The organism is Pigmentiphaga sp. MLSB6-MA01 (assembly GCF_058793475.1).
In genome coordinates this window covers 38,958-59,897 of sequence record NZ_JBXAFV010000023.1, presented here as the reverse complement: position 1 = coordinate 59,897, position 20,940 = coordinate 38,958, and the positions used below count along the sequence as shown (strand labels likewise).

General features: G+C 67.0%; 20 protein-coding genes, 1 tRNA gene and 1 pseudogene. 9 read left to right on the top strand and 13 right to left on the bottom strand.

Annotated features, from left to right (window positions below):
- Positions 1 to 44: 44 nt before the first annotated feature.
- The 7 genes from nuoF to AC1Q6E_RS27410 all read right to left on the bottom strand — a co-directional run bounded on the left by nuoF (position 45) and on the right by AC1Q6E_RS27410 (position 6,764).
- Entirely contained in the window at positions 45 to 1,364 is a 1,320-nt protein-coding gene (nuoF, locus tag AC1Q6E_RS27440) for an NADH-quinone oxidoreductase subunit NuoF (protein WP_152794955.1), read from the bottom strand.
- Positions 1,361 to 1,864, bottom strand: coding sequence for an NADH-quinone oxidoreductase subunit NuoE (gene nuoE, locus AC1Q6E_RS27435; protein WP_152794953.1), 504 nt, complete (start codon positions 1,862 to 1,864; stop codon positions 1,361 to 1,363). Before nuoE ends, nuoF begins: the two co-directional genes overlap by 4 nt.
- A gap of 31 nt (positions 1,865 to 1,895) precedes the next feature.
- Entirely contained in the window at positions 1,896 to 3,149 is a 1,254-nt protein-coding gene (locus tag AC1Q6E_RS27430; RefSeq protein WP_296560282.1) for an NADH-quinone oxidoreductase subunit D, read from the bottom strand.
- A 2-nt stretch (positions 3,150 to 3,151) separates the two neighbouring features.
- Positions 3,152 to 3,745: an NADH-quinone oxidoreductase subunit C gene (locus tag AC1Q6E_RS27425; protein WP_152794949.1), complete on the bottom strand. Its 594-nt coding sequence runs from the start codon at positions 3,743 to 3,745 to the stop codon at positions 3,152 to 3,154.
- Between the two features lie 90 nt (positions 3,746 to 3,835).
- On the bottom strand, positions 3,836 to 4,312 hold the full coding sequence (locus AC1Q6E_RS27420) for a NuoB/complex I 20 kDa subunit family protein (RefSeq protein ID WP_087779235.1): 477 nt from the start codon (positions 4,310 to 4,312) through the stop codon (positions 3,836 to 3,838).
- 36 nt (positions 4,313 to 4,348) lie between these two features.
- Entirely contained in the window at positions 4,349 to 4,708 is a 360-nt protein-coding gene (locus AC1Q6E_RS27415) for an NADH-quinone oxidoreductase subunit A (RefSeq protein WP_087839409.1), read from the bottom strand.
- Positions 4,709 to 5,099: 391 nt separating this feature from the next.
- On the bottom strand, positions 5,100 to 6,764 hold the full coding sequence (locus AC1Q6E_RS27410; RefSeq protein WP_152794947.1) for a methyl-accepting chemotaxis protein: 1,665 nt from the start codon (positions 6,762 to 6,764) through the stop codon (positions 5,100 to 5,102).
- A 277-nt stretch (positions 6,765 to 7,041) separates the two neighbouring features.
- Between AC1Q6E_RS27410 and AC1Q6E_RS27405 the strand changes: the two genes are divergently transcribed.
- The 9 genes from AC1Q6E_RS27405 to AC1Q6E_RS27365 are packed head-to-tail and all read left to right on the top strand — an operon-like array spanning position 7,042 to position 15,970.
- Positions 7,042 to 8,004, top strand: coding sequence for a Bug family tripartite tricarboxylate transporter substrate binding protein (locus AC1Q6E_RS27405; RefSeq protein ID WP_296560280.1), 963 nt, complete (start codon positions 7,042 to 7,044; stop codon positions 8,002 to 8,004).
- A 43-nt stretch (positions 8,005 to 8,047) separates the two neighbouring features.
- Positions 8,048 to 9,508 carry a UbiD family decarboxylase gene (locus AC1Q6E_RS27400; protein WP_296560279.1) on the top strand — a complete coding sequence of 487 codons (1,461 nt, stop codon included), beginning with the start codon at positions 8,048 to 8,050 and terminating at the stop codon, positions 9,506 to 9,508.
- 21 nt (positions 9,509 to 9,529) lie between these two features.
- On the top strand, positions 9,530 to 10,492 hold the full coding sequence (locus AC1Q6E_RS27395; protein WP_152794942.1) for a tripartite tricarboxylate transporter substrate binding protein: 963 nt from the start codon (positions 9,530 to 9,532) through the stop codon (positions 10,490 to 10,492).
- Between the two features lie 26 nt (positions 10,493 to 10,518).
- Entirely contained in the window at positions 10,519 to 11,319 is an 801-nt protein-coding gene (locus AC1Q6E_RS27390; protein ID WP_296560275.1) for an alpha/beta fold hydrolase, read from the top strand.
- Positions 11,320 to 11,335: 16 nt separating this feature from the next.
- Positions 11,336 to 12,214 carry an FAD binding domain-containing protein gene (locus AC1Q6E_RS27385; RefSeq protein ID WP_492573917.1) on the top strand — a complete coding sequence of 293 codons (879 nt, stop codon included), beginning with the start codon at positions 11,336 to 11,338 and terminating at the stop codon, positions 12,212 to 12,214.
- Positions 12,211 to 14,496 carry a xanthine dehydrogenase family protein molybdopterin-binding subunit gene (locus AC1Q6E_RS27380; protein ID WP_296560272.1) on the top strand — a complete coding sequence of 762 codons (2,286 nt, stop codon included), beginning with the start codon at positions 12,211 to 12,213 and terminating at the stop codon, positions 14,494 to 14,496. Before AC1Q6E_RS27385 ends, AC1Q6E_RS27380 begins: the two co-directional genes overlap by 4 nt.
- Positions 14,493 to 14,969 carry a (2Fe-2S)-binding protein gene (locus tag AC1Q6E_RS27375; protein ID WP_152794934.1) on the top strand — a complete coding sequence of 159 codons (477 nt, stop codon included), beginning with the start codon at positions 14,493 to 14,495 and terminating at the stop codon, positions 14,967 to 14,969. The genes AC1Q6E_RS27380 and AC1Q6E_RS27375 overlap by 4 nt, the downstream gene beginning before the upstream one ends.
- Positions 14,970 to 14,981: 12 nt before the next feature.
- Positions 14,982 to 15,596, top strand: coding sequence for an SRPBCC family protein (locus AC1Q6E_RS27370; RefSeq protein WP_296560268.1), 615 nt, complete (start codon positions 14,982 to 14,984; stop codon positions 15,594 to 15,596).
- Positions 15,593 to 15,970, top strand: coding sequence for a RidA family protein (locus tag AC1Q6E_RS27365; RefSeq protein WP_152794931.1), 378 nt, complete (start codon positions 15,593 to 15,595; stop codon positions 15,968 to 15,970). The genes AC1Q6E_RS27370 and AC1Q6E_RS27365 overlap by 4 nt, the downstream gene beginning before the upstream one ends.
- Positions 15,971 to 16,376: 406 nt before the next feature.
- Here the strand turns inward: AC1Q6E_RS27365 and AC1Q6E_RS27360 are convergent.
- From AC1Q6E_RS27360 to tpiA, 6 genes and pseudogenes are all read right to left on the bottom strand, one after another.
- Positions 16,377 to 17,360 (bottom strand): annotated as a pseudogene (locus AC1Q6E_RS27360) (AMP-binding protein); the annotation flags it as partial.
- Positions 17,353 to 18,288: a LysR substrate-binding domain-containing protein gene (locus AC1Q6E_RS27355; RefSeq protein WP_492573916.1), complete on the bottom strand. Its 936-nt coding sequence runs from the start codon at positions 18,286 to 18,288 to the stop codon at positions 17,353 to 17,355. The gene AC1Q6E_RS27355 and the pseudogene AC1Q6E_RS27360, both read right to left, overlap by 8 nt.
- A gap of 64 nt (positions 18,289 to 18,352) precedes the next feature.
- Entirely contained in the window at positions 18,353 to 19,240 is an 888-nt protein-coding gene (locus tag AC1Q6E_RS27350; protein WP_492573915.1) for an NAD(P)-dependent oxidoreductase, read from the bottom strand.
- A 222-nt stretch (positions 19,241 to 19,462) separates the two neighbouring features.
- A tRNA-Leu gene (locus AC1Q6E_RS27345) sits at positions 19,463 to 19,547 on the bottom strand.
- 53 nt (positions 19,548 to 19,600) lie between these two features.
- Positions 19,601 to 20,017, bottom strand: a complete 417-nt coding sequence (gene secG, locus AC1Q6E_RS27340; RefSeq protein ID WP_152794914.1) for a preprotein translocase subunit SecG — start codon at positions 20,015 to 20,017, stop codon at positions 19,601 to 19,603.
- A complete protein-coding gene (gene tpiA / locus AC1Q6E_RS27335) occupies positions 20,018 to 20,797 on the bottom strand; it encodes a triose-phosphate isomerase (RefSeq protein WP_152794912.1) in 780 nt (259 codons plus the stop codon).
- Positions 20,798 to 20,940: the final 143 nt, after the last annotated feature.

Here is a 20,940-nt window from a genome sequence, read left to right as displayed (position 1 = left end):
GCGTATGCGTTTCGGTAAATGCTTGCTTGCGCGCGGGTCGGCGGCTACAGGTACTCGGGCACCAGGCAGTGCTTGTGCTCGATGTGGTACATGAACTCGTCCCGATAGTGCTTCAGGAAGCTCCGCACCGGCATGGCCGCGGCATCGCCCAGCGCGCAGATCGTGCGGCCCATGATGTTGCCGGCCACCGAGTCGAGCAGGTCCAGGTCTTCCGGGCGGCCCTTGCCGCTCTCGATGCGGTGGACCACACGGTACAGCCAGCCCGTGCCTTCGCGGCACGGCGTGCACTGGCCGCAGCTTTCCTCGAAATAGAAATACGACAGGCGCAGCAGCGATTTCACCATGCAGCGCGTCTCGTCCATCACGATGACCGCGCCCGACCCCAGCATCGACCCGGCCTTGGCGATCGAGTCGTAGTCCATGGTGCAGTCCATCATGACGTGGCCCGGCACCACGGGAGCGCTGGAGCCGCCGGGAATCACGGCCTTGAGCTTGCGGCCGCCCCGCACCCCGCCAGCCAGTTCCAGCAGCCGGGAGAACGGCGTACCCATCGGCACCTCGAAGTTGCCGGGGTATTCCACGTCGCCCGAGACCGAGTACAGCTTGGTGCCGCCGTTGTTGGGCTTGCCCACCTGCAGGTAGGCATCGCCGCCGTGGCGGATGATCCAGGGCACCGCGGCGAAGGTCTCGGTGTTGTTGATCGTGGTCGGCTTGCCATACAGGCCGAAGCTGGCCGGGAACGGCGGCTTGAATCGCGGCTGGCCTTTCTTGCCTTCCAGCGATTCGAGCAGCGCGGTTTCCTCGCCGCAGATGTAGGCGCCATAGCCGTGGTGGCCATGCAACTGGAAGCTGAAGTTCGAGCCGAGGATGTTGTTGCCCAGGAAACCGGCGGCGCGCGCCTCTTCCAGCGCTTCCTCGAAACGCTCGTACACCTCGAAGATTTCGCCGTGGATATAGTTGTAGCCCACGCTGATGCCCATCGCGTAGGCGGCGATGGCCATGCCCTCGATCACGATGTGCGGGTTGTAGCGCAGGATGTCGCGATCCTTGAACGTGCCCGGCTCGCCTTCGTCGGAATTGCAGACCAGGTACTTCTGGCCCGGGAAGGTACGGGGCATGAAGCTCCACTTCAGGCCGGTCGGGAAGCCCGCGCCGCCACGGCCGCGCAGCCCCGAGGACTTGACCTCGGCAATGACCTGTTCGGGCGTCATGCCCGTGGACAGGATCTTGCGCAGGGCCTCGTAGCCGCCGCGCGCGACGTAGTCGTTCAGGCGCCAGTTGCTGCCGTCCAGCCCCGCCATGATCTGCGGGTCGATGTGGCGGTCGTGGAACGCCGTGCTGATGACCGGTTCGGCCACGCTCATTTTGCACCTCCGGCATTCGCCTCGGCCTTCAACTCATCGACGAGCGCGTCGAGCTTGGCCTCGGACATCTGAATGCACATACGCTTGTTGTTCACCAGCAGCACGGGCGCGTCGCCGCAGGCTCCCATGCATTCGCCCTCGATCAGCGTGAACACGCCGTCCGGGGTCGTTTCCCGATAATCGATACCCAGCTTCTGCTTCAGGTGGTGCCCGGCCTTCTCGCCGTCGCGCAGGGCACAGGGCAGGTTGGTGCAGACCGAGATCTTGTACTGCCCCATGGGCTTGAGGTTGTACATGTTGTAGAAGGTCGCGACTTCCTGCACGGCGATGGGAGGCATGCCGAGGACGTTCGCGACTTCTTCCATCACCTCTTGCGACAGCCAGCCCTTCTCGTCCTGCGCGATGGCCAGCGCCGCCATCACGGCGGATTGTTTCTGCTCGGCCGGGTACTTGGAGACTTCGCGGTCGATCTTCTTGAGGGCCTGTTCGGAAAGCAGCATGGTGGTATCCGGTTGGGACGCGGTCATGGGTTCAGCGGTCGATCTCGCCGAACACGATGTCCTGCGTGCCGATAATCGTGACGGCGTCGGCGATCATGTGACCGCGCGCCATCTCGTCCAGCGATTGCAAATGGGCAAAGCCCGGGGCGCGGATCTTCAGGCGGTACGGCTTGTTCGCGCCATCGGACACGAGGTAGATGCCGAACTCGCCCTTGGGATGCTCGACCGCGGCATAGGCCTCGCCCGGAGGCACGTGGAAACCTTCGGTGAAGAGCTTGAAATGGTGGATCAGCTCTTCCATGCTGGTCTTCATCTCGGCGCGGCTGGGCGGAGCGACCTTGTGGTTGCTCGTCATGACGGGGCCGGGATTGTTGCGCAGCCATTCCACGCACTGCTTGATGATGCGGTTGCTCTGGCGCATTTCCTCGATGCGGACGAGGTAGCGGTCGTAGCAATCGCCGTTCGTGCCCACCGGCACGTCGAACTCGACCAGGTCGTAGACCTCGTAGGGCTGCATCTTGCGCAGATCCCACGCGATGCCCGAACCGCGCAGCATGGGGCCGGTGAAGCCCAGCGCCTTGGCCCGCTCGGGGCTGACGATGCCGACGTCGACCAGGCGCTGCTTCCAGATCCGGTTGTCGGTCAGCAGGGTCTCGTATTCGTCGATATAGCCGGGAAAGCGATTGGTGAAGGACTCGATGAAGTCGAGCAGCGAGCCCGAGCGGTCATCGTTCAGGGCCTTCATTTCCTTGTCGCTGCGCAGCTTGCTGGGGCGGTACTGCGGCATGCGCTCGGGCAGGTCGCGGTAGACGCCGCCCGGGCGGTAGTAGGCCGCGTGCATGCGGGCGCCCGAGACCGCTTCGTAGCAGTCCATCAGGTCCTCGCGCTCGCGGAAGGCGTACAGGAACACCGCCATCGCGCCCACGTCCAGGGCGTGCGAGCCGAGCGACATCAGGTGGTTCAGGACACGGGTGATCTCGTCGAACAGCACGCGGATGTACTGCGCCCGCAGCGGCACTTCCACGCCCATCATCTTTTCGATCGCCATGACGTAGGCGTGCTCGTTGCACATCATGGACACGTAATCGAGACGGTCCATGTAGGGCAAGGCCTGCAGGAAGGTCTTGTGCTCGGCCAGCTTTTCGGTGGCCCGGTGCAGCAACCCGATATGGGGATCTGCGCGCTGGATGACTTCGCCGTCCAGCTCCAGCACCAGGCGCAGCACGCCGTGCGCGGCCGGGTGTTGCGGACCGAAGTTGAGGGTGTAGTTCTTGATCTCTGCCATGATTAGCGCCCTGCTCCGTAGCCATCTTCACGAATGACGCGCGGGGTGACCTCGCGCGGTTCGATGGTGACGGGCTGGTAGATGACCCGCTTCTGCTCGGGGTCGAAACGCATCTCGACGGTGCCCGACAGCGGGAAGTCCTTGCGGAAGGGATGGCCGATGAAGCCGTAGTCGGTCAGGATGCGGCGCAGGTCGGGGTGTCCCTCGAACAGCACGCCGTAGAAGTCGAAGGCCTCGCGCTCGTACCAGTTGACGCCGGGCCAGACGTCCACCAGGGACGGCACGACCGGCAGGTCATCGTCGGCCGCGCAGGTACGCACGCGCAGGCGCCAGTTGTGGGCGATCGAGAGCAGGTGCAGCACCACGGCGAAGCGCCCGGTTTCGCGCACTTCGTTGCCATAGGTGGAGTAGTCGACGCCGCACAGGTCGATGCAGCTCTCGAACCCCAGCCCGGCATCGTCGCGCAGCGTCCGGCACACTTCCACGTACCGGTCCACCGGCACCTCGAGCGTCAGCTCGCCCAGTGCGAGTGTCAGGCGGATATCTTCGCCCAAGGCGCTAAGCAGATTCTGGCGCAGGGTTTCAAGCTTGGTCATGAGCGCTCGGATCAAAAGACGACGCCGGACGGGCCTGGGCCGGTCCGGGCGGGAAGGTGGAAATGGGAAGTACGCACACCGTCATCGACGTCAACGCGCGATGGTATTGGTGCGGCGGATCTTGTTCTGCAACTGCAGCAAGCCGTACACCAGTGCTTCGGCGGTGGGGGGGCAACCCGGGACGTAGACGTCGACCGGCACGATGCGATCGCAGCCGCGCACCACCGAATAGGAATAGTGATAGTACCCGCCGCCGTTGGCGCACGAGCCCATGGAGACCACCCAGCGCGGCTCCGGCATCTGGTCGTAGACCTTGCGCAGGGCCGGCGCCATCTTGTTGCACAGGGTGCCGGCCACGATCATCAGGTCGGACTGGCGCGGGCTGGGCCGGAAGATGATGCCGAAACGGTCGAGGTCGTAGCGGGCCGCGCCCGCGTGCATCATTTCGACCGCGCAACAGGCCAGGCCGAAGGTCATGGGCCACAGCGACCCCGTCTTCGCCCAGTTGATGACCTTGTCCGCGGTCGTGGTGATGAAGCCTTCGTTGAGAATTCCGTCGATAGCCATGAATGAGACCCGATGTCCTTCGGCGTGCAGCTGGGATCACTCCCAGTCCAGCGCGCCCTTTTTCCATTCGTAGATGAAGCCGATCACGAGAACGGCCAGAAATACCGCCACGGTCCCGAAACCCAGCAGGCCCACCTGCTCGTTGGCCATGGCCCACGGAAACAGAAATGCGATCTCGAGGTCGAACAGGATGAAGAGGATGGCGACGAGGTAGTAGCGCACGTCGAACTTCATGCGCGCGTCCTCGAAGGCCTCGAAACCGCACTCGTACGGAGAGAGCTTTTCGCTGTCCGGCCGGTTCGGGCCGATCACGGAGCCCAGGAACATCAGCGCGAAACCGATGACGCTGCCCACGATGATGAACAGCAGGACAGGAAGGTAACTCTCGATATTCATCAGGTAACCTGTTCGAGTCACGCCACGGACATGAAAAGTGCCCGGGACGTCATTTGCAAAATCGGCAGGATGCGGACCAGACTTCCTTGCGGCGGGCATGCCGGAATGCCGCCCGTTGCCGCCCCGTCCGGGGCCGGCGCCATTCTAGAACACCTGCGTGTGCTTACATGCAAGGATGTATGTTTTTACGCGGACCGCTGCATTACCGCTGTGTCGTGAAGCCACTGCGTGTCGGCGCAAAACCAAAACTGTCTTACCGGCAACTGCGGTAACTGTCGGACATGCATGTTTCATACCCATGCCCGTCCGGCCGAAAGTATAGCGCAAACCCTGAGTCCACTGAAACGCCGCCCCACCCTTCCTTCCCAGGAAAAAGCGCGTCCGGCAAGGCTTACGAGACCCTGAACGAATTGACGGTTTCGTCGACCGTCCGCACGGTTTCCCGCAGGCTCGCAGCCTGGGCCGCCATGGCGCCCGCCGCTTCCCGGTAGTGTCCGGCCATGCCCGCCACATCTCCCACGTGGCGCGCGACCCCGTCGTTCAGCGAGGACTGCTCGCGCAGCGCCTGTCCAATGGCGGCCACCACCCGCGCCGCCCGCTCCGACCCGACGTGCAGTTCACCCATGAAACGACCCGCCTCGCCAGCGCTGGCCTGTCCCACCGTGACCGCGCCCACCACTTCCCGCATCAATTCGGCGGCGGCAGTCGTTTCGTCGGCGATCCGCTCCACGGTCTGGCCGATCTGCAGGCTGGAAGCCGCGCTTTTCTCGGCCAGCGTCCTGACCTGTTCGGCCACGACCGCGAAGCCCCTGCCGTCCTCCCCCGCGCGCGCCGCCTCGATCGCCGCGTTCAGGGACAGAAGCTTGGTCTGTCCGGCGATGTCGGAGATCAGCCGGGCCACGTGGCGAATCGATTCACCGTGGCGGCCCAGCGCATCCAGGGCCCGCGCCGCCGCGGCCATCCGGCCCGCGATCGCGTCCATCTGGCCGCCCGCCGTCCCGATCAGTTCGCCGCCGCGCTGAGCCAGGCCGCAGGCATCGCGGGACAGGCCGATCGCCTCTTCCACCGACTCCGCGACCTGCGTCATGCTGGCGGCCACCGCCTGCATGGACACGGCCATGCGCCCCGCGGCGTCATTCTGGCGGGCGGCGCCGCCCGCCACGTCGGCCGCGCCCGCGGACACTTCGTCGCCGGCGGCGTTCATGGTCGCCGACAATCCCTGCACCGTCGCCAGCGACGTGCGCATGCGCGCCACCAGCCGGTCCAGCGCGCGCGCCATTTCCGCCACCTCGTCATTGCCGCGTACGTCGGCGCGGGGGCGGAAATCCAGGTCGTCGGCGATGGACGCCAATCGCGACCGCATTCCGTCGATCGCGCCCACGATGGTCCGTCCCGCGCGCCAGGCCCCGGCCAGCATCAGCAGGATGGCGGCCACGCCCACGCCCGCGATCAGGCCCGCCAGGCCGCGACTGGCCTGGCGCAGTTCCGCCGCCCGCTCGGCCGCGGCCTGCGCGCCGGCCTCGGCCAGCGCCTGCATGGCCTGCTGCGCCTTGACGTAATAGGACTCCTGGGCCGAATAGGCCGCCAGGTATTTCAGGAACAGGAAGCGCTGGCGTTCTTCGCTGTCGGCCTCCACCAACTGCTTGAGCAGATCGGTAAGCGGTTTCTCCTTTTCTGCCCAAGCATGGAAGGCCTCGTCGAAGGTCCCCAGCGCCTCGGCCTCGCCCTCGGTGGCCGGGACATCGGACAGGGCCGCCCGGGCTGCCTCCATCGCGGCCCACGTGCGCCCCTTCGACTGCAACATGCGCTCCCACTCGTTACGGGCCTCGATAGAGTATTCATCGGCCCACTGGAGTGGCTCGAGGCTGTGGCGCGCGATCTGCACCTGCCCTTCCCTGAGCGCGCCCAACGCCACCAGCGCCGGCACCCGCCGCTGCGCGTAATCGTCGACCGCCGCGCTCAGGCGCAACAGCCCGGCCACCGCACAACCGGCCACCACCGCCAGCGCCACGATGCCGGCGGTCCCCAAGGCGAACAATTTGCTGCGTATTTTCATGACGTCCTTATGAAAACCCTAGGCCACAAACGGCAACGGCGGGGTTCCGAAGAACCCCGCCGTTGCGCGTCATCCGGTTTATCGGCCCGGACCGGACGGCTCTTTAGCACCGTTACATCAATGACGCCCCGATGACATGCGGGACTCCCGCCTCACGGCCAATAAAAATCCTCATGTGCGCCATAAGAACATTTCATTTGGCGAGCCCTCCCCCCGTCGGCACAATGCGCCGGACTTGGACAAACCGGACCCAAATGATCCGGCACAGGGAGACACAATGAAAACAGCGAAAACGCTGGCGGGCACCTTGCTCATCGCCCTCTCGGGCGCAACCTACGCACAGGATTATCCGAATCGTCCGATACGCATGGTGGTGCCCTTTGCCGCCGGCGGCGTGGTCGACGTGACGGCCCGCCTGCTGGCACAGAAGATGACCGAGCGCCTGGGCTGGAACGTCATCGTGGAGAACAAGCCTGGCGGCAATGGCTTCATCGCCGTCACCAACGTGGCGCAGGCCCCCGCCGACGGCTACACGCTGCTGATGGCGCACACCGGCGAGTTTTCGGTCAACCCGGCGCTGTTCAAACATGTTCCCTATGAGCTTGAACGCGACTTCAAGCCCATCACCCTGGTCAGCGATACGCCGCTGCTGCTCGTGGCCAACGCCGCCACGCCCTACAGGACCTTCGACGACGTGATCAAGGCCGCCAAGGCCAGGCCCGATGCGCTCGCGTTCTCGTCGCCGGGCGCCGGCAGCTACAACCACCTGGGCGGCGAATGGCTCGCGCTGGAAGCCGGTGTCAAGCTCATGCACGTCCCCTACAAGGGCGGCGCGCCGGCGATGGCGGCCGTGGCCGGCGGCGAGGTGCCGCTGGGCGTGGTGGCCGTACCCGCTGTGCTGCCGCACGTCAAGACCGGCCGCGTCCACGTGATCGGCCTGCTGACGCGCAAGACCATGGCCGACCACCCCGAATGGAAGACCGCCCAGGGCGCCGGCATACCGCGCGTGGATGCGTCGAACTGGGTTGGCATGTTCGCCCCCAAGGGCACGCCCGACGCCATCGTCGAAACCCTGCACCGTGAAGTCGCCAAGACCCTCGCCGCCGCCGACGTCATCCAGCGCTTCGCCGACAACGGCGCCACCGTGGGCGGCATGCCTCCCGCCGAATTCAAGCAACGTATCGAATTCGACCTGAAGAACGTCCGCGGCGTGATCGAGCGCGCCAGGATCGAACCCTGAATACCCCGCGCGCCTCGCGCGGCGACTTACCTACGGAAACTGAATGACGACGTACACCAAGGCAAACGGATTGGACCTGCGGCAATGGCTTGCCGACATCGACGCCCGAAAGCAGCTCAAGCAGGTCTCGGGCGCGGACTGGAACCTGGAGCTTGGCGCCATCGCCGAACTCAACGTCAAGAAGGCCGACCCCAAGGCACTGCTGTTCGACGACATTCCCGGCTATCCCGCCGGCCACCGCGTGCTGGCCTGCACCACCTCGAACGCGGTGCGGCTGGCCAACATCCTGCGGCTCGGCGAGATCGACGGCCACCAGGATCTGGTGGCCAAGCTGCGCGGACGGCCCAGCACCTGGAAGAGCCGGGCCGCCGACTACGATCCGGTCGAAGTCGACTCCGGTCCGGTGCTCGAACACGTGGTCGCGGGCGAGGACGTGGACGTAGCCGCTTTCCCCGCCCCGCTCTGGCACGAGAAAGACGGCGGCCGCTACATCGGCACCGGCTGCATGGTGGTCACCCGGGACCTGGACTCGGACTGGGTCAACGTCGGCACCTATCGCGTCATGATCCACGACCGCAACCACGTCGGGCTGGACATGATCCCCGGCAAGCACGGTGCCATCCAATACGACAAGCACATGGCGGCCGGCAAGCCCTTTCCCGTCGCCATCGTGCTGGGCTGCGACCCGCTGGGCTACACCATCTCCGGCATCGAAGTGCCCTATGGCATGTGCGAGTACAACTACATCGGCGCCATCCTGGGCCAACCGGTGGAGGTCGTGCGCGGCCAGGTCACCGGCCTGCCGTTTCCGTCCGCCGCCGAGATCGTGATCGAAGGCTGGGCGCACCCGGGAGATCTCAAGGAAGAAGGCCCGTTCGGCGAATTCCACGGCTACTACCCCGGCAAGCAGGGGGTGTCGCCCGTGGTCACCATCGAACGCATCTATTACCGCTCCCAGCCCATCCTGCTGGGCAGCCCTCCGGCCAAGCCGCCCAACGACTACTCCTACTCCAAGGCGGTGATGCGTTCGGCGCTGCTGATGGACGCCCTGCAGGCCGGGGGCGTGCCCGACGTGCAGGCGGTGTGGGCGCACGAGATCGGTGGCGCGCGCATGTTCAACGTGGTCTCGATCAAGCAGCGTTATCCGGGCCATGCGCGCCAGGCTGGCCACCTGCTGCTCAATTGCGGCGTGGGCGCCTATATGTCGCGCTGGGCGGTCGTGGTGGACGAGGATATCGATCCGGCCAATCTGCAGGAAGTGATGTGGGCGGTGGCCACGCGCTCGGATCCGGAGCGCGACATAGACATCGTGCGGCGCGGCATGGGATCCAGGAACGACCCGCTATTCGTCACCTTCGACACCGACACGCCCTTCAACTCCAAGGCCGTCATCGATGCATGCCGGCCCTACGACTACCTGACCCGTTTCCCCGAGGTGGCCGAGGCGAGCAAATCCCTGCAGGCCGCGACCCGCCAGAAATGGGGTCACATTCTCGACGAATAAGCAAGAACACAAGGAGCAAACATGAACCCATACGTCATCGCCGCGGCAGTCGCCGCCACCGTTGCGGCGGGCGGCGCCCAGGCCCAGCAATGGCCGGCCCGCCCCATCACCATGATCGTGCCGTTCGCGCCGGGCGGCGTGACCGACGCGGTCGCCCGTCCCGTGGCCGAAGCCATGGCGCGCAAGCTGGGCCAACCCGTGATCGTGGAAAACAAGGTCGGTTCCGGCGGCGCGGTCGGCATTGCCCATGCCGCGCGCGCCAAGGCGGACGGCTACACCATCCTGATGTCGCTGCCGGCGATCTCCAGCATGCCCGCGGCCGACAAGCTGATCGGCCGCCAGCCCATGTATCAGGTCAGCCAGCTCACCCCCATCGCCCGCATCACGGCCGACCCCGCCGTACTCGCCGTCCGCAGCGACAGTCCGTGGAAAACGGCGCAGGAATTCATCGCCTATGCCGGCAAGGAGCAGATCACCTACGGCTCGTCGGGCGTCTACGGCACGCTGCACATGTACATGGCCTCGCTGGCGAATACCGCCGGCATGAAGACCCTGCACGTGCCCTACGGCGGCGCCGGCCCGGCCATGATGGCGCTGCTGGGCAAGCAGATCCAGGCCCTGGCCGTCTCGCCCGGCTCGGTCAAGCAGCACGTGGACAGCGGCGCGGTGCGCCTGCTGGCCCACTGGGGCAGCGAGCCCGTCGAAGCCTTCCCCAAGCTGCCCAGCCTGAAATCGCTCGGCTACAACGTCGAGTTCTATCAATGGAGCGGACTGTTCGCCCCGGCCGGCACCCCGCCCGCGGCGCTCGAAAAACTCGGGGAAGCCGTCAAGTTCGCCGTGGACGACGCCCGCGTGCAGAAAGTCATCGAAGAAGGGGCCGGCCTGCCCATCAAGTATTTGAACACCGCGGATTTCACCAGGTTCTGGAAGGAAGACGCCGAAGGACAGATCCAGGCCGTGCAGCGCATCGGCAAGGTCGACTAACCCGAGCGGTAAACGAGATGCCCGACATGCAACTGCACTACTCCTCCTCCGCCGACGGCGCCCGCATTGCCTACGCCCTGCACGGCAAGGCCGATGCGAAGCACCGGTTCGCCCTGATCCACTCCCTGGCCATGGACCACAGTTTCTGGGACACGGTCGTGGCCGAACTGGGGCCGGACGCCGCCGTGGCGGCCGTGGACGCGCGCGGCCACGGCCGGTCGGACAAGCCCGCCGGCCCCTACCGCATCGAGACCTTCGCCGACGACGTGGCCGGTGTGCTCGACGCTCTGGGCTGGGAACGCGCGGTGGTGGGCGGCGCATCGATGGGCGGCTGCGTCGCCCTGGCGTTCGGCATCCGCCACCCCGGCCGCACGGCCGGCCTGGGACTGTTCGACACCACCGCCTGGTATGGCGCGACCGCCCCGGCGGACTGGGAGGGCCGAGGCCAGAAGGCCGTGCAGGAAGGCCTGGCGAGCCTGATCGCCTTCCAGGAAACGCGCTGGTTCACCGACGCTTTCCGCCTCGACCATCCCGAGGTCGTGGAACACAGCAAACGGATCTTCCTCGCCAACGACGTGCCGGCCTATCTGGAAACCTGCCGCATGCTGGGCAACATGGACCTGCGCGCGGGCATGGACGGTATCCAGGCGCCCACCCGGATCCTGGTCGGCGAAGAGGACTACGCCACGCCCGTGGCGATGGCCCAGGCCCTGGCCGACGCCATCGCCGGCTCGGTGCTGCGGGTCCTGCCCCGGGCCCGGCACCTGTCGCCGCTGGAATATCCGCGCGAAGTGGCCGACAGCCTGCTGGCCCTGGCCCGGGCCTAGACGCGAGGAACACGACATGTCCCCTTTTGAATTGCTGCAGCCGGCCACCCTGGACGAGGCACTGGCGATCCTTGCCGCGCCAGGCTTCGCCGGCCGCCCGGTCAGCGGCGCGACGGCGATCTCGCTGATGCGCCGCGCGGGCATCCTGAACGTGGACAGCCTGCTCAGCCTGGAAGGCCTGCGCGACAGCCTGCGCAAGATCCGCGTCGCCGACGACGGCCAGGCCCGTATCGACGGCCTGGTCACGCTGGGCGAGATGGAACGCCACCCCGGCCTGTGCGCCTCGCATCCGCTGCTGCCCCAGGTATTCACCACGCTGGCCAACCCACGGGTGCGCAACGTCGCCATGATAGGGGGCTACCTCTCGCATGGTGATCCGCACATGGACCTGCCGCCCGTGCTCAGCGCGCTGAATGCCCGGGTGGTCGCGCAAAGCGTGCGCGGCGCGCGCGAGATAGCCGTCGAGCAGCTCTACCAAGGCTATTACGAGACCGCGCTGGAGGCCGACGAACTGGTCACCGGCCTGGCCATCCCTCGCCAGCCCGCCTGCGCCTACTACAAGAAAGTCACCACCCGCGCGCGCCACGACTGGCCCACGCTGGGCATCGCCGCCGCGTTCGACCTGGACAACGGCCGCATCGCCCGGACACGGCTGTTCATCGGCGCCGCCACCGACCGTCCCACGCGCCTGCGGCAGGCCGAGGCCGTGCTCGACGGCCAGGCCTGGTCGGCCGAACTGGGCCGGCGCGCCGCGCAGGCGGCGGTGGACGAAGCCACCCTGGTACCCGACAGCCACGGCAGCATGGAATACAAGCAGGCCCTGCTGCGCGCCTACCTGCCCGAAGTCTTCGAACAGGCCCTGCAAGCTCCCAAACCGGCAGCGAGACACGCATGACGACAGAACGCCCTCCCCTGAACCGGCTTGGCAAAGGCCTGCGCCGCCTCGAAGCCGTCGACAAGGTCACCGGCCGCGTCGACTATACCCACCACGTCACGCTGCCCGGGATGCTGCATGCGAAGATCGTGCGCAGCCACGTGGCCCATGGCCGCCTCCTCGGCATCGACACCGCCCAGGCGAAAGCGGTGCCGGGCGTCCATGGCGTATTCACCGGCGCCGACATCCTCAAGGTCATTCCGGAGCCCTACTATGGCCCCGCGTTCCACGACCAGCCCATTCTCGCCATCGACAAGGTGCGCTACGTGGGCGAGCCGGTGGCCGTGGTGGTGGCCGAATCGCCCCATGTGGCCGAGGATGCCGCGGGCCTGGTCCAGGCCGAGATCGAAGAGCTGCCGGCGGTGTTCGACGAAATCGAAGCCATGCACTCCGACATCTACGTGCACGACTCGTTGCGGCCGGCCGGCACCTTCGCCGACCTCAAGCACCTGAACGGCATCCGCGACACCAACGTGGCGCTGACCTTCGGCGTCAAGAAAGGCGACGTGGACGCGGCGTTCAAGAGCGCGCACCGCGTGTTCAAGAACACCTTCAAGACCCAGCAGGTCATGCATGTCCCGCTGGAACCCATGGTCTCGGTGGCCGACGTGCGCAATTCCCACGCGCACATCTACACGGCCAGCCAGACCCCGTCGTTCGCCCGCACCGAGATCGCGCGGCTGCTCGGCTGGCGCGAGAACCAGATCACGGTCAAGACGGCCTTCCTGGGCGGCGGCTTCGGCTGCAAGCTCTACGTCAAGCTCGAACCGCTGGCCGTGGCGCTGAGCATGCTGTGCCAACGGCCGGTGCGGGTCGCGCTGACCATGGCCGAGCAGTTCTACACCATCACCCGCCATCCGACCACCTTCACCATCGAATCGGCGGTGGACGAGAACGGCCGCATCCTGGCGCGCCGCTGCGAGGTCATCTGGAACGGCGGCGCCTACGCCGACATCGGACCGCGCGTGACGCAGAAATCGGGCTTCACCGCTCCCGGACCCTACGACATCGAACATGTCGACGTCACCTCGGTCGCGGTCTATACCAACCGTCCGCCGGCCGGCGCGTTCCGCGGCTTCGGCATTCCGCAACTGGTCTGGGCCTACGAGAGCCAGGCCGACATCATCGCCCGCGACCTGGGCCTGGATCCGGTCGAATTCCGCTTGCGCAACGTGCTGGCGGACGGCAAGCGCCACGCCACCGGCACCGTCATGAAAGACGCCGCGATTCCGCTCGTGCTCAACCGCGTGGCCGAACGTTTCGGCTGGAGCAAGCCCTTCGAGCACGGCAGCGGACGCTACCGGCGCGGCCGCGGCATAGGGGTGGGCATCAAGGCCTGCGTCTCGCCCACCACCTCGGTGGCGGCCGTGTCGGTGGCCGCCGACGGCAGTTGCAGCGTGCAATGCAATACCGTGGACATGGGCCAGGGCTCGGACACCCTGATGGCCATGATCGTGTCCGAAGTCCTGGGCGTACCCGCCGAGTCGGTCTCGGTGGTCAACCCCGATACCGATGCATCGCCCTATGACATGGCCACGCTGGGCTCGCGCTCGACCTTCCACATGGGCCACGCCGTGCGCCTGGCCGCCGAAGACGCGCTGGCCAAGTTGCGGGCCATGGCCAAGGAAGTCGGCGTGGAGGAGATCGACCCGGAGAACCTCGGGATGCTGTTCGTCCGCAAATTCGGCATGCAGGCCGGCACGGTCATCGGCACCGGGGTCTACAAGCCCACCTACCAATCTCCCGACAAGGCCACCGGCCAGTCGGAAGACATCACGCCCAATTGGATGATAGGCGGCACGGCGATAGAGGTCGAAGTCGACACGGAAACCGGCATGTACACCATCCTGCGCATGGAGAACGTCGTCGATTGCGGCACCGCGCTCAACCCGCTGATCGTGCAGACCCAGATCAGCGGCGCGGCCATCATGCAGCTCGGCACGGTCACGCTGGAAGAAATGGAGTTCGACGAACAAGGCCAGCTGCGCAACGCCGGCCTGTCGGAATACAAGATCCCCGGCATCCAGGACATCCCCCGCTACATCGGCCGCGAGACGGTGGACGCCTACCAGTCCAACGGCCCCTTCGGCGGCAAGGGCGTGGGCGAGAGCGCGACCTTCGGCGTCGCCTCGGCCCTGGCGGCCGCCATCGAAGACGCCGTCGGCGTCCGCATCACTCAACTGCCCATCCGTCCCGAGAAGATCTGGGAAGGGATGCGGACCAGACAGGAACAACACGCATGAACATCGACATCGAGTTCGAACTCAACGGACGCGCCGAACGCCGCCACGTGGACGTGCGCGACAACGCCATCGACATGCTGGGGCGCTGCGGCCTGAAAGGCGCGCGCGAAAGCTGCGGCCAGGGCCTGTGCGGCTGCTGCACCATCTACGTGGACGGCGCGCCCGCCTCGGGCTGCCTCTATCCCGCCTGGAAACTGCAGGGCAAGCAGGTCGAGACCCTCGAAGCACTCAACACCGCGGATGGCGAACTCGACCCCATCCAGCAGGCCTTCATCGACTGCGGCGCCTTTCAGTGCGGCTTCTGCACGCCCGGCTTCGTGATGATGACGCGCAAACTGCTCGAGGCCTACCCCGACCCCACGGATGCCCAGATCGAACACTACCTGTCGGGCAACCTGTGCCGCTGCGGCACCTACCCCGAAATCATCGCCGCGGTGCGGCTGGCCGCCGAGCGCGCCGGCACCCGCAACTAAGGAGCACACCGTATGGAAATGGTTGCCGAGCGTCTCATCAAAGCCCCCCGCCATGAAGTCTGGCGCTGCCTGAACGACCCCGAGGTCCTCAAGGCCTGCATTCCTGGCTGCGAGTCCATCGACGCCACCGGCCCCGACGGCTACAAGGTCGCCATGGTCGCGGCCGTCGGGTTCATCAAGGCCAGGTTCGTGGGAGACCTCACACTGCAGAACAAGATCGACAACACCTCGTACGACCTGAGCTTCAACGGCACCGGCGGCGCGGCGGGATTCGGCAAGGGCGCGGCCAGCGTCTCGCTCAGCGACGCCCCGGACGGCACGACCCTCTCCTACCAGGTCAAGGCGCAGGTCGGCGGCAAGCTGGCCCAGGTGGGGGCGCGCGTCATCGACGGCGTCGCCAAGAAAATGGCGGATGAGTTTTTCCAGAGGCTAGACAAGGCCATCACCGGCCCTGGCGCGCGGGGCACCGACGCCGCGCCGGACGCCACGGCGAGTGCCGGGACGACCGCCCCGCGGGCCGCCGGCGCGGCACCGGCCGCCTCGTCCTCGCGCACCTGGATCTATGCCGCGGCGGCCGTTGTGATCGCGGTGGCGGTGGCCTACGCCTTCGGCGGAGGTGGCGCATGACACCCTGGCCCACGCCCCGCCTGCCCGCACCTGTCGGCCACTACGTGGCCGCCATGCAGACGGGCCAGCTCGTCTACCTGTCGGGCGTGCTGCCCGACCTGGCGCGCGGCGAAGACTTCGCCACCCAGTTCGACACCTGCTTCGACCGCATCGAGACCATCCTGGCCGAAGGCGGCCAGGGACTGGCCAGCATCGTGCAATGCACGATCTACCTGTCGGACATCGGATTGTGGGACGAATTCAACCAGCTCTATCGTCGGCGTCTGGGCCAGCATCGCTGTGCGCGCACGGTGGTGCCGGTCGGGCCGCTGCACTTCGGCGCGCAGATCGAGGTGCAAGTGGTGGCGGAAGCGACTCGGTCAGCCGCTGCCTGAGCTGGCGGCGCGAAACCTTGCCGTTGGCACCGAGCGGAATGCTGTCCAGCTTCCACCAATAGACCGGCTGCCATGCGGCCGGCAGTTCCATCGCCAGGCGTATGGCCAGATCGTCGGCCTGTACGCCGGGCGCGCCGGTGAAGGCACAGCCCACCACCGCGCCATACGTGACGTCATCCACGCCAAAGGCCACCGCCTGCCGCACCCCGGGCACCCGTTCGATATGCCGTTCGACATCGCCCGGGTGGATGTTCACGCCGCCCCGCAGGATCATGTCGTCGGCCCGGCCCGCCAGCGCGAGCCGGCCCGTCGGGTCGAACACGCCCAGATCCTGGGTATCGATCGCCTCGTCGCCCGGGTACAGGAAATCGCCGCCCACGGAACGCGTCGCCAGCGCGACGTGCGGGGTCCGGACCAGAACGCGGCCAGGCTGCCCCGCCGTGTTTCCGGCTCCCGGCTCAACCGTCACCCGCACGCCGTCGATCGGAAACCCGACCCGGCCGATCCGCCGGTCCGCCTCGTCCGAACCGCAGATCCAGCCCAGCTCGGAACTGCCATACAGATTGATCAGCGGCACGCGCCAGGTTGCTTCCGCTCGCTGCCACAACTCCCCCGCCAGCTCCGACGAACTGCACGAATACCGTGTCAGGGCCTCCGGCAACGCTTCCACCACGCCGAGCATGATGCGCACCATGCTCGGCACCATGGGCATGAAGCGGATCGCCCGCTCGTCCAGCCAGCCGGCCAGTCTGGACGCCGAAAATCCGGGCGCCACATGCAACTGCGTCCCCACCGACAGAAACGGCATCAGGCTCAGTATCTGCGCCGAATACCAGTTCAGTCCGCGCACCTCCAGGCAGGGCTCCCCTTCTTCCAGCCGCATCAGCCGCGCGGACACCTCGCCGTTGTGCCGCAGCGCCGCCGCTGACTGATAGACCAGCTTGGGCATCCCCGTCGTGCCCGATGTGCAATTGACCAGCACCGTTCCCGCCGGCATCGCCGCCGCGCCGGGTGCCTGCGCCAGAGGCAGGCAGTCCGCGCCCGCGGGCGCGAGGGCCAGCATGCCCGACGGCCGCGCGGTCGCCAGCAGCGCGCGCACCGTTTCGGCCGGCAGGTAGTCCATGTCGATATTGAGCACCGCCGCGCCCGCCATCCAGGCGCCCAGCCAGAGCACCACCTTTTCGACGCCATTGGCGGTGGGCAGCAGATAGAGCGGCGGCGAAGCGCCGTCCGGCACCGGCAGCGATCGCGCCACCGCGCGCGCCCGCTCGTACAGGCCACGGCCGTCCAGCTTCGCGCCATCGGTGTCCGCCAGCGCCAGCCGATCCGGATGGCGGCTCGCCCGCCGCGCCAGACAGGACTCGACGAATTGCGCGAACTCGCTAGCCATGACCGATCAGCGCCTCGGGCTCCAGGCGAAAATGCTCGGCCGCGCGCTCCAGCAGCCACGATCGGAAACAGGCCACCTTCTGATGTTCGTAGCGGCTCTCGGGTGTCGCCAGATAGTAGGCCGACTTCGACTTGAGGCGCGGACCGAACGGGGACACCAGCGTCCCCTTGCGCAAGGCGCGGTTGGCCAGCGGCGTGCGCGCGATCACCACGCCCAGCCCTTCCACCGCCCCCGCCAGCGAGGTCAATTGCATGTGCATGCCCAGCTCCATCTGCGGCTGCATCTCGCCCAGGCCGGCGGCGGCCAGCCATTCCGGCCAGTCATCCTCGTACAGCGACGTAAAGTACGTGCGCAGCCACGTCGTCCCGGCCAGGATCGCCGGCGCATCGCCGACAGGCCGGCCCTCCAGCAGGCGCGGCGACATCGCGGGAAAGAAATACTCGTCGCACAGCCAATCGCACTTCACGCCGTCCCACTTGCCCGAACCGTAGCGGATCGCCACGTCATAGGCGTTGATCTGGAAAGCATCGAAGACCGAGGAGGTGGAAAGCTGAAGCCGCAATTGCGGAAAGGCCGCCCGGAACTCAGGCAGCAGCGGCAACAGGCATTCCGTCGCGAACGTGGGCAGGCAACTGATCGAGAGCGTGTGTTCGTTGCCCCCCTGGCTGACACGATCGGTCGCGGTGGAGAGTTCCACCAGCAGGCCGCTGACCGCTTCCAGATATTCCGAACCCGGCGAGGTCAGCGAGATCCGGCCCTTGGCCCGCACGAACAGCGCCGTGCCCAGGCGATCCTCCAGTGAACGGATCTGATGACTGATTGCCGCCTGGGTCAGATGCAGCTCATTGGCGGCTTTCGTGAAACTCAGGTGACGGGCGGTCGCCTCGAAAGCAAGCAATGCATTCAGCGGCGGAATAAAAGGGGGCATTCACGGCTTCCGTCGTTGGAGAAGGCTGACGAACGCCAATTATAGCCGCCCCACCCACGGCAACTCAGGCGTAGCGCCGCACCAATCCCGCCACGTCGCCGGTGAAAATCTCGGGCGCCTGCTCGCGCACGGACTCGTACAGTCTTGAACAAAAAGCGGACACCGGCGTGTCCGCCTCCAGCTCAGCCGCCATGCGCTGCGAAATACCGATGTCCTTGGCCATCAGTTCGACCGCCGTGCGCGTGGGCGCGAAGCGGCCGGCAGCCATCCCGGGCCCGAAGATCTGCAACGGCTGGGAGTCCGCGAACCCGCCCGCCAGCGCGGGCGCCAGGCGCTCGACATCCACGCCGGCGCGCCGCGCGAGGCCGTAGGTTTCGGCGATCGCGAGCACATTCACCGCAACGATCATCTGGTTGCAGATCTTGGTGGTCTGGCCCGCGCCGGCCGGCCCCATATGAGTCACACGCGAAGTCAGCGCCGCCAGGAAGGGCCGGGCCGCCTCCAGGTCAGCGGCCTCCCCCCCGACGAAGCAGATCAGCGTGCCGCCCTCGGCGCCCGGCACGCCGCCCGATACGGGCGCGTCCAGCCACGCGGCCCCCGTCCGCTCATGCAGACGCCGGCCGACATCGCGCGCGTGCTCCGGCTCGATGGTGGAAAAATCGACCACGATCTTGCGCCCACCTTGCGGACCGGCGCCGGCCAAGCCATCAGGACCGAATACCACGGCGTCGACCGCCGCCCCGTCCTTGACGCAGATTCCCAGCACGTCGGCCGCCGCCAGCACCTGGGCCGGCGTACCGGCCACCCGCGCGCCGGCCCGGGCCAGTTCGGCCGCCCTGTCGGCACTCCGGTTCCACACCGTGAGCGCGTGGCCCGCCGCGAGCAGGCGACGCGCCATGGGCAGGCCCATGTTGCCGAGTCCGAGAAAGCCGAAGTGCCGGGGGGTGTCCATGAAACGATGCTCCAGTCCGGGGCGGCCCGCGCCGCATGCCGGGCATGATAGCCCGCCCCGCCAGGCGCGGCGGGCAGACAGCAGCCCGTCACGCCGCAAGACCTTACTGAACGCCGCTGCATCGAGCGGCGGTTCCGTGCGGAGCTCCGCAAAACAAAAACCCGCGATCTCGTATGAGATACGCGGGTTTTTGATGATCCAGAGGTGTTCTGGAGGAAATCCTGGTGCCGTCGGCGAGACTCGAACTCGCACAGCTTTCGCCACTACCCCCTCAAGATAGCGTGTCTACCAATTTCACCACGACGGCTTGCGTGAGCCCGCTAGTATATAACATTTGCCGGCCCGTCAGCGGAATTCCCTTCAGTTTTTCTGAGCGGGCGCCTCGGGCTGGGCAGGGGCCGCAGGCGGCGTGGCGGGCACCGACGGGACCGATGCGTCGGGAGCCGCCGGGGCCGGCGCGGGTGTGCTGCCGGGGACCGCGGGTACCGACAGGTCGGCGGGATGGCTTTCCATGACCCCGCCTTGCGAAGCGGCGGGAGCCGGACGGCCCAGGTAGGCCAGCGCGGCGGTGGAAATGAAGAAGACGACCGCCGCCCACTTGGTGGTGCGCGACAGGAAGTTGGCCGCGCCAGCGGCGCCGAACAGGCTGCCGGCGGAGCCGCCACCGAAAGCGGAGCCCATGTCGGCGCCCTTGCCCTGCTGAAGCAGGACCAGGACGATGATCGTCAGGGCGGAGACAACCTGCACGATCAGCAGGACAGTAAGCATTACGGACATTCAAGCACTCCGGGTTATGGCGCCCGCCTCGGCGATGCGCAGGAAGTCTTCGGCCACCAGCGAGGCGCCGCCTATCAGGCCGCCGTCGATATCGGGCATGGCGAACAGTTCGGCGGCATTGGCCGCCTTGACGCTGCCGCCGTACAACACGCGCACGCCGGCGCAGTCGATGCCCTGAAGCGCGGCCCGGATGGCGGCGTGCACTTCCTGGGCCTGTTCGGGGCTGGCGGTCTTGCCGGTGCCGATCGCCCAGACGGGTTCGTAGGCAACGACCATGGCGGTCACGGCTTCCCGGCCCAGGGCCAGCACGGGCGCGAGCTGCTCGTCGATGACGGCCAGGGTGCGGCCGGCTTCGCGCTCGGCCAGGGTCTCGCCCACGCAGACGACGGGGGTCAGGCCGGCGGCCAGCGCCGCCCTGGCCTTGTCGGCCACGAGCTGGCTGGTTTCACCGTGCAGGCTGCGGCGCTCGGAATGGCCAGCCAGCACATAGCGGCAGCCGAAGTCAGCCAGCATGGCGCCGGACACCTCGCCAGTATAGGCGCCCTGCGGGTGGACGCTGATGTCCTGGGCGCCCCAGGCAACGTCGGAATCCGTCAGCGCGGACTCGGCCTGGGCCAGGTACGGAAACGGCACGCAGACGCCGACGTCGCAGGCGGCGGCGCCAGAGGATTGGTTCCAGGCGCTGCGTATGGCCGAGAGCAGCTGGCCGTTGGTGGCCAGCGCGCCGTGCATCTTCCAGTTGCCAAGCACCAGGCGGCGGATATTCTGTTTAGTTGCCATCGACAAGAATCGAAAAATGCCCGCGTGGACAAAAATATGCGGGCAAAACCTCGATTGTATCGACTCCGGCGCACCGCTGCAGCCAATGTCGCAAAAAAGGCCGCCGTGTGGCCCCCCAGGCCCAGGATGCGGTGGATCGGACT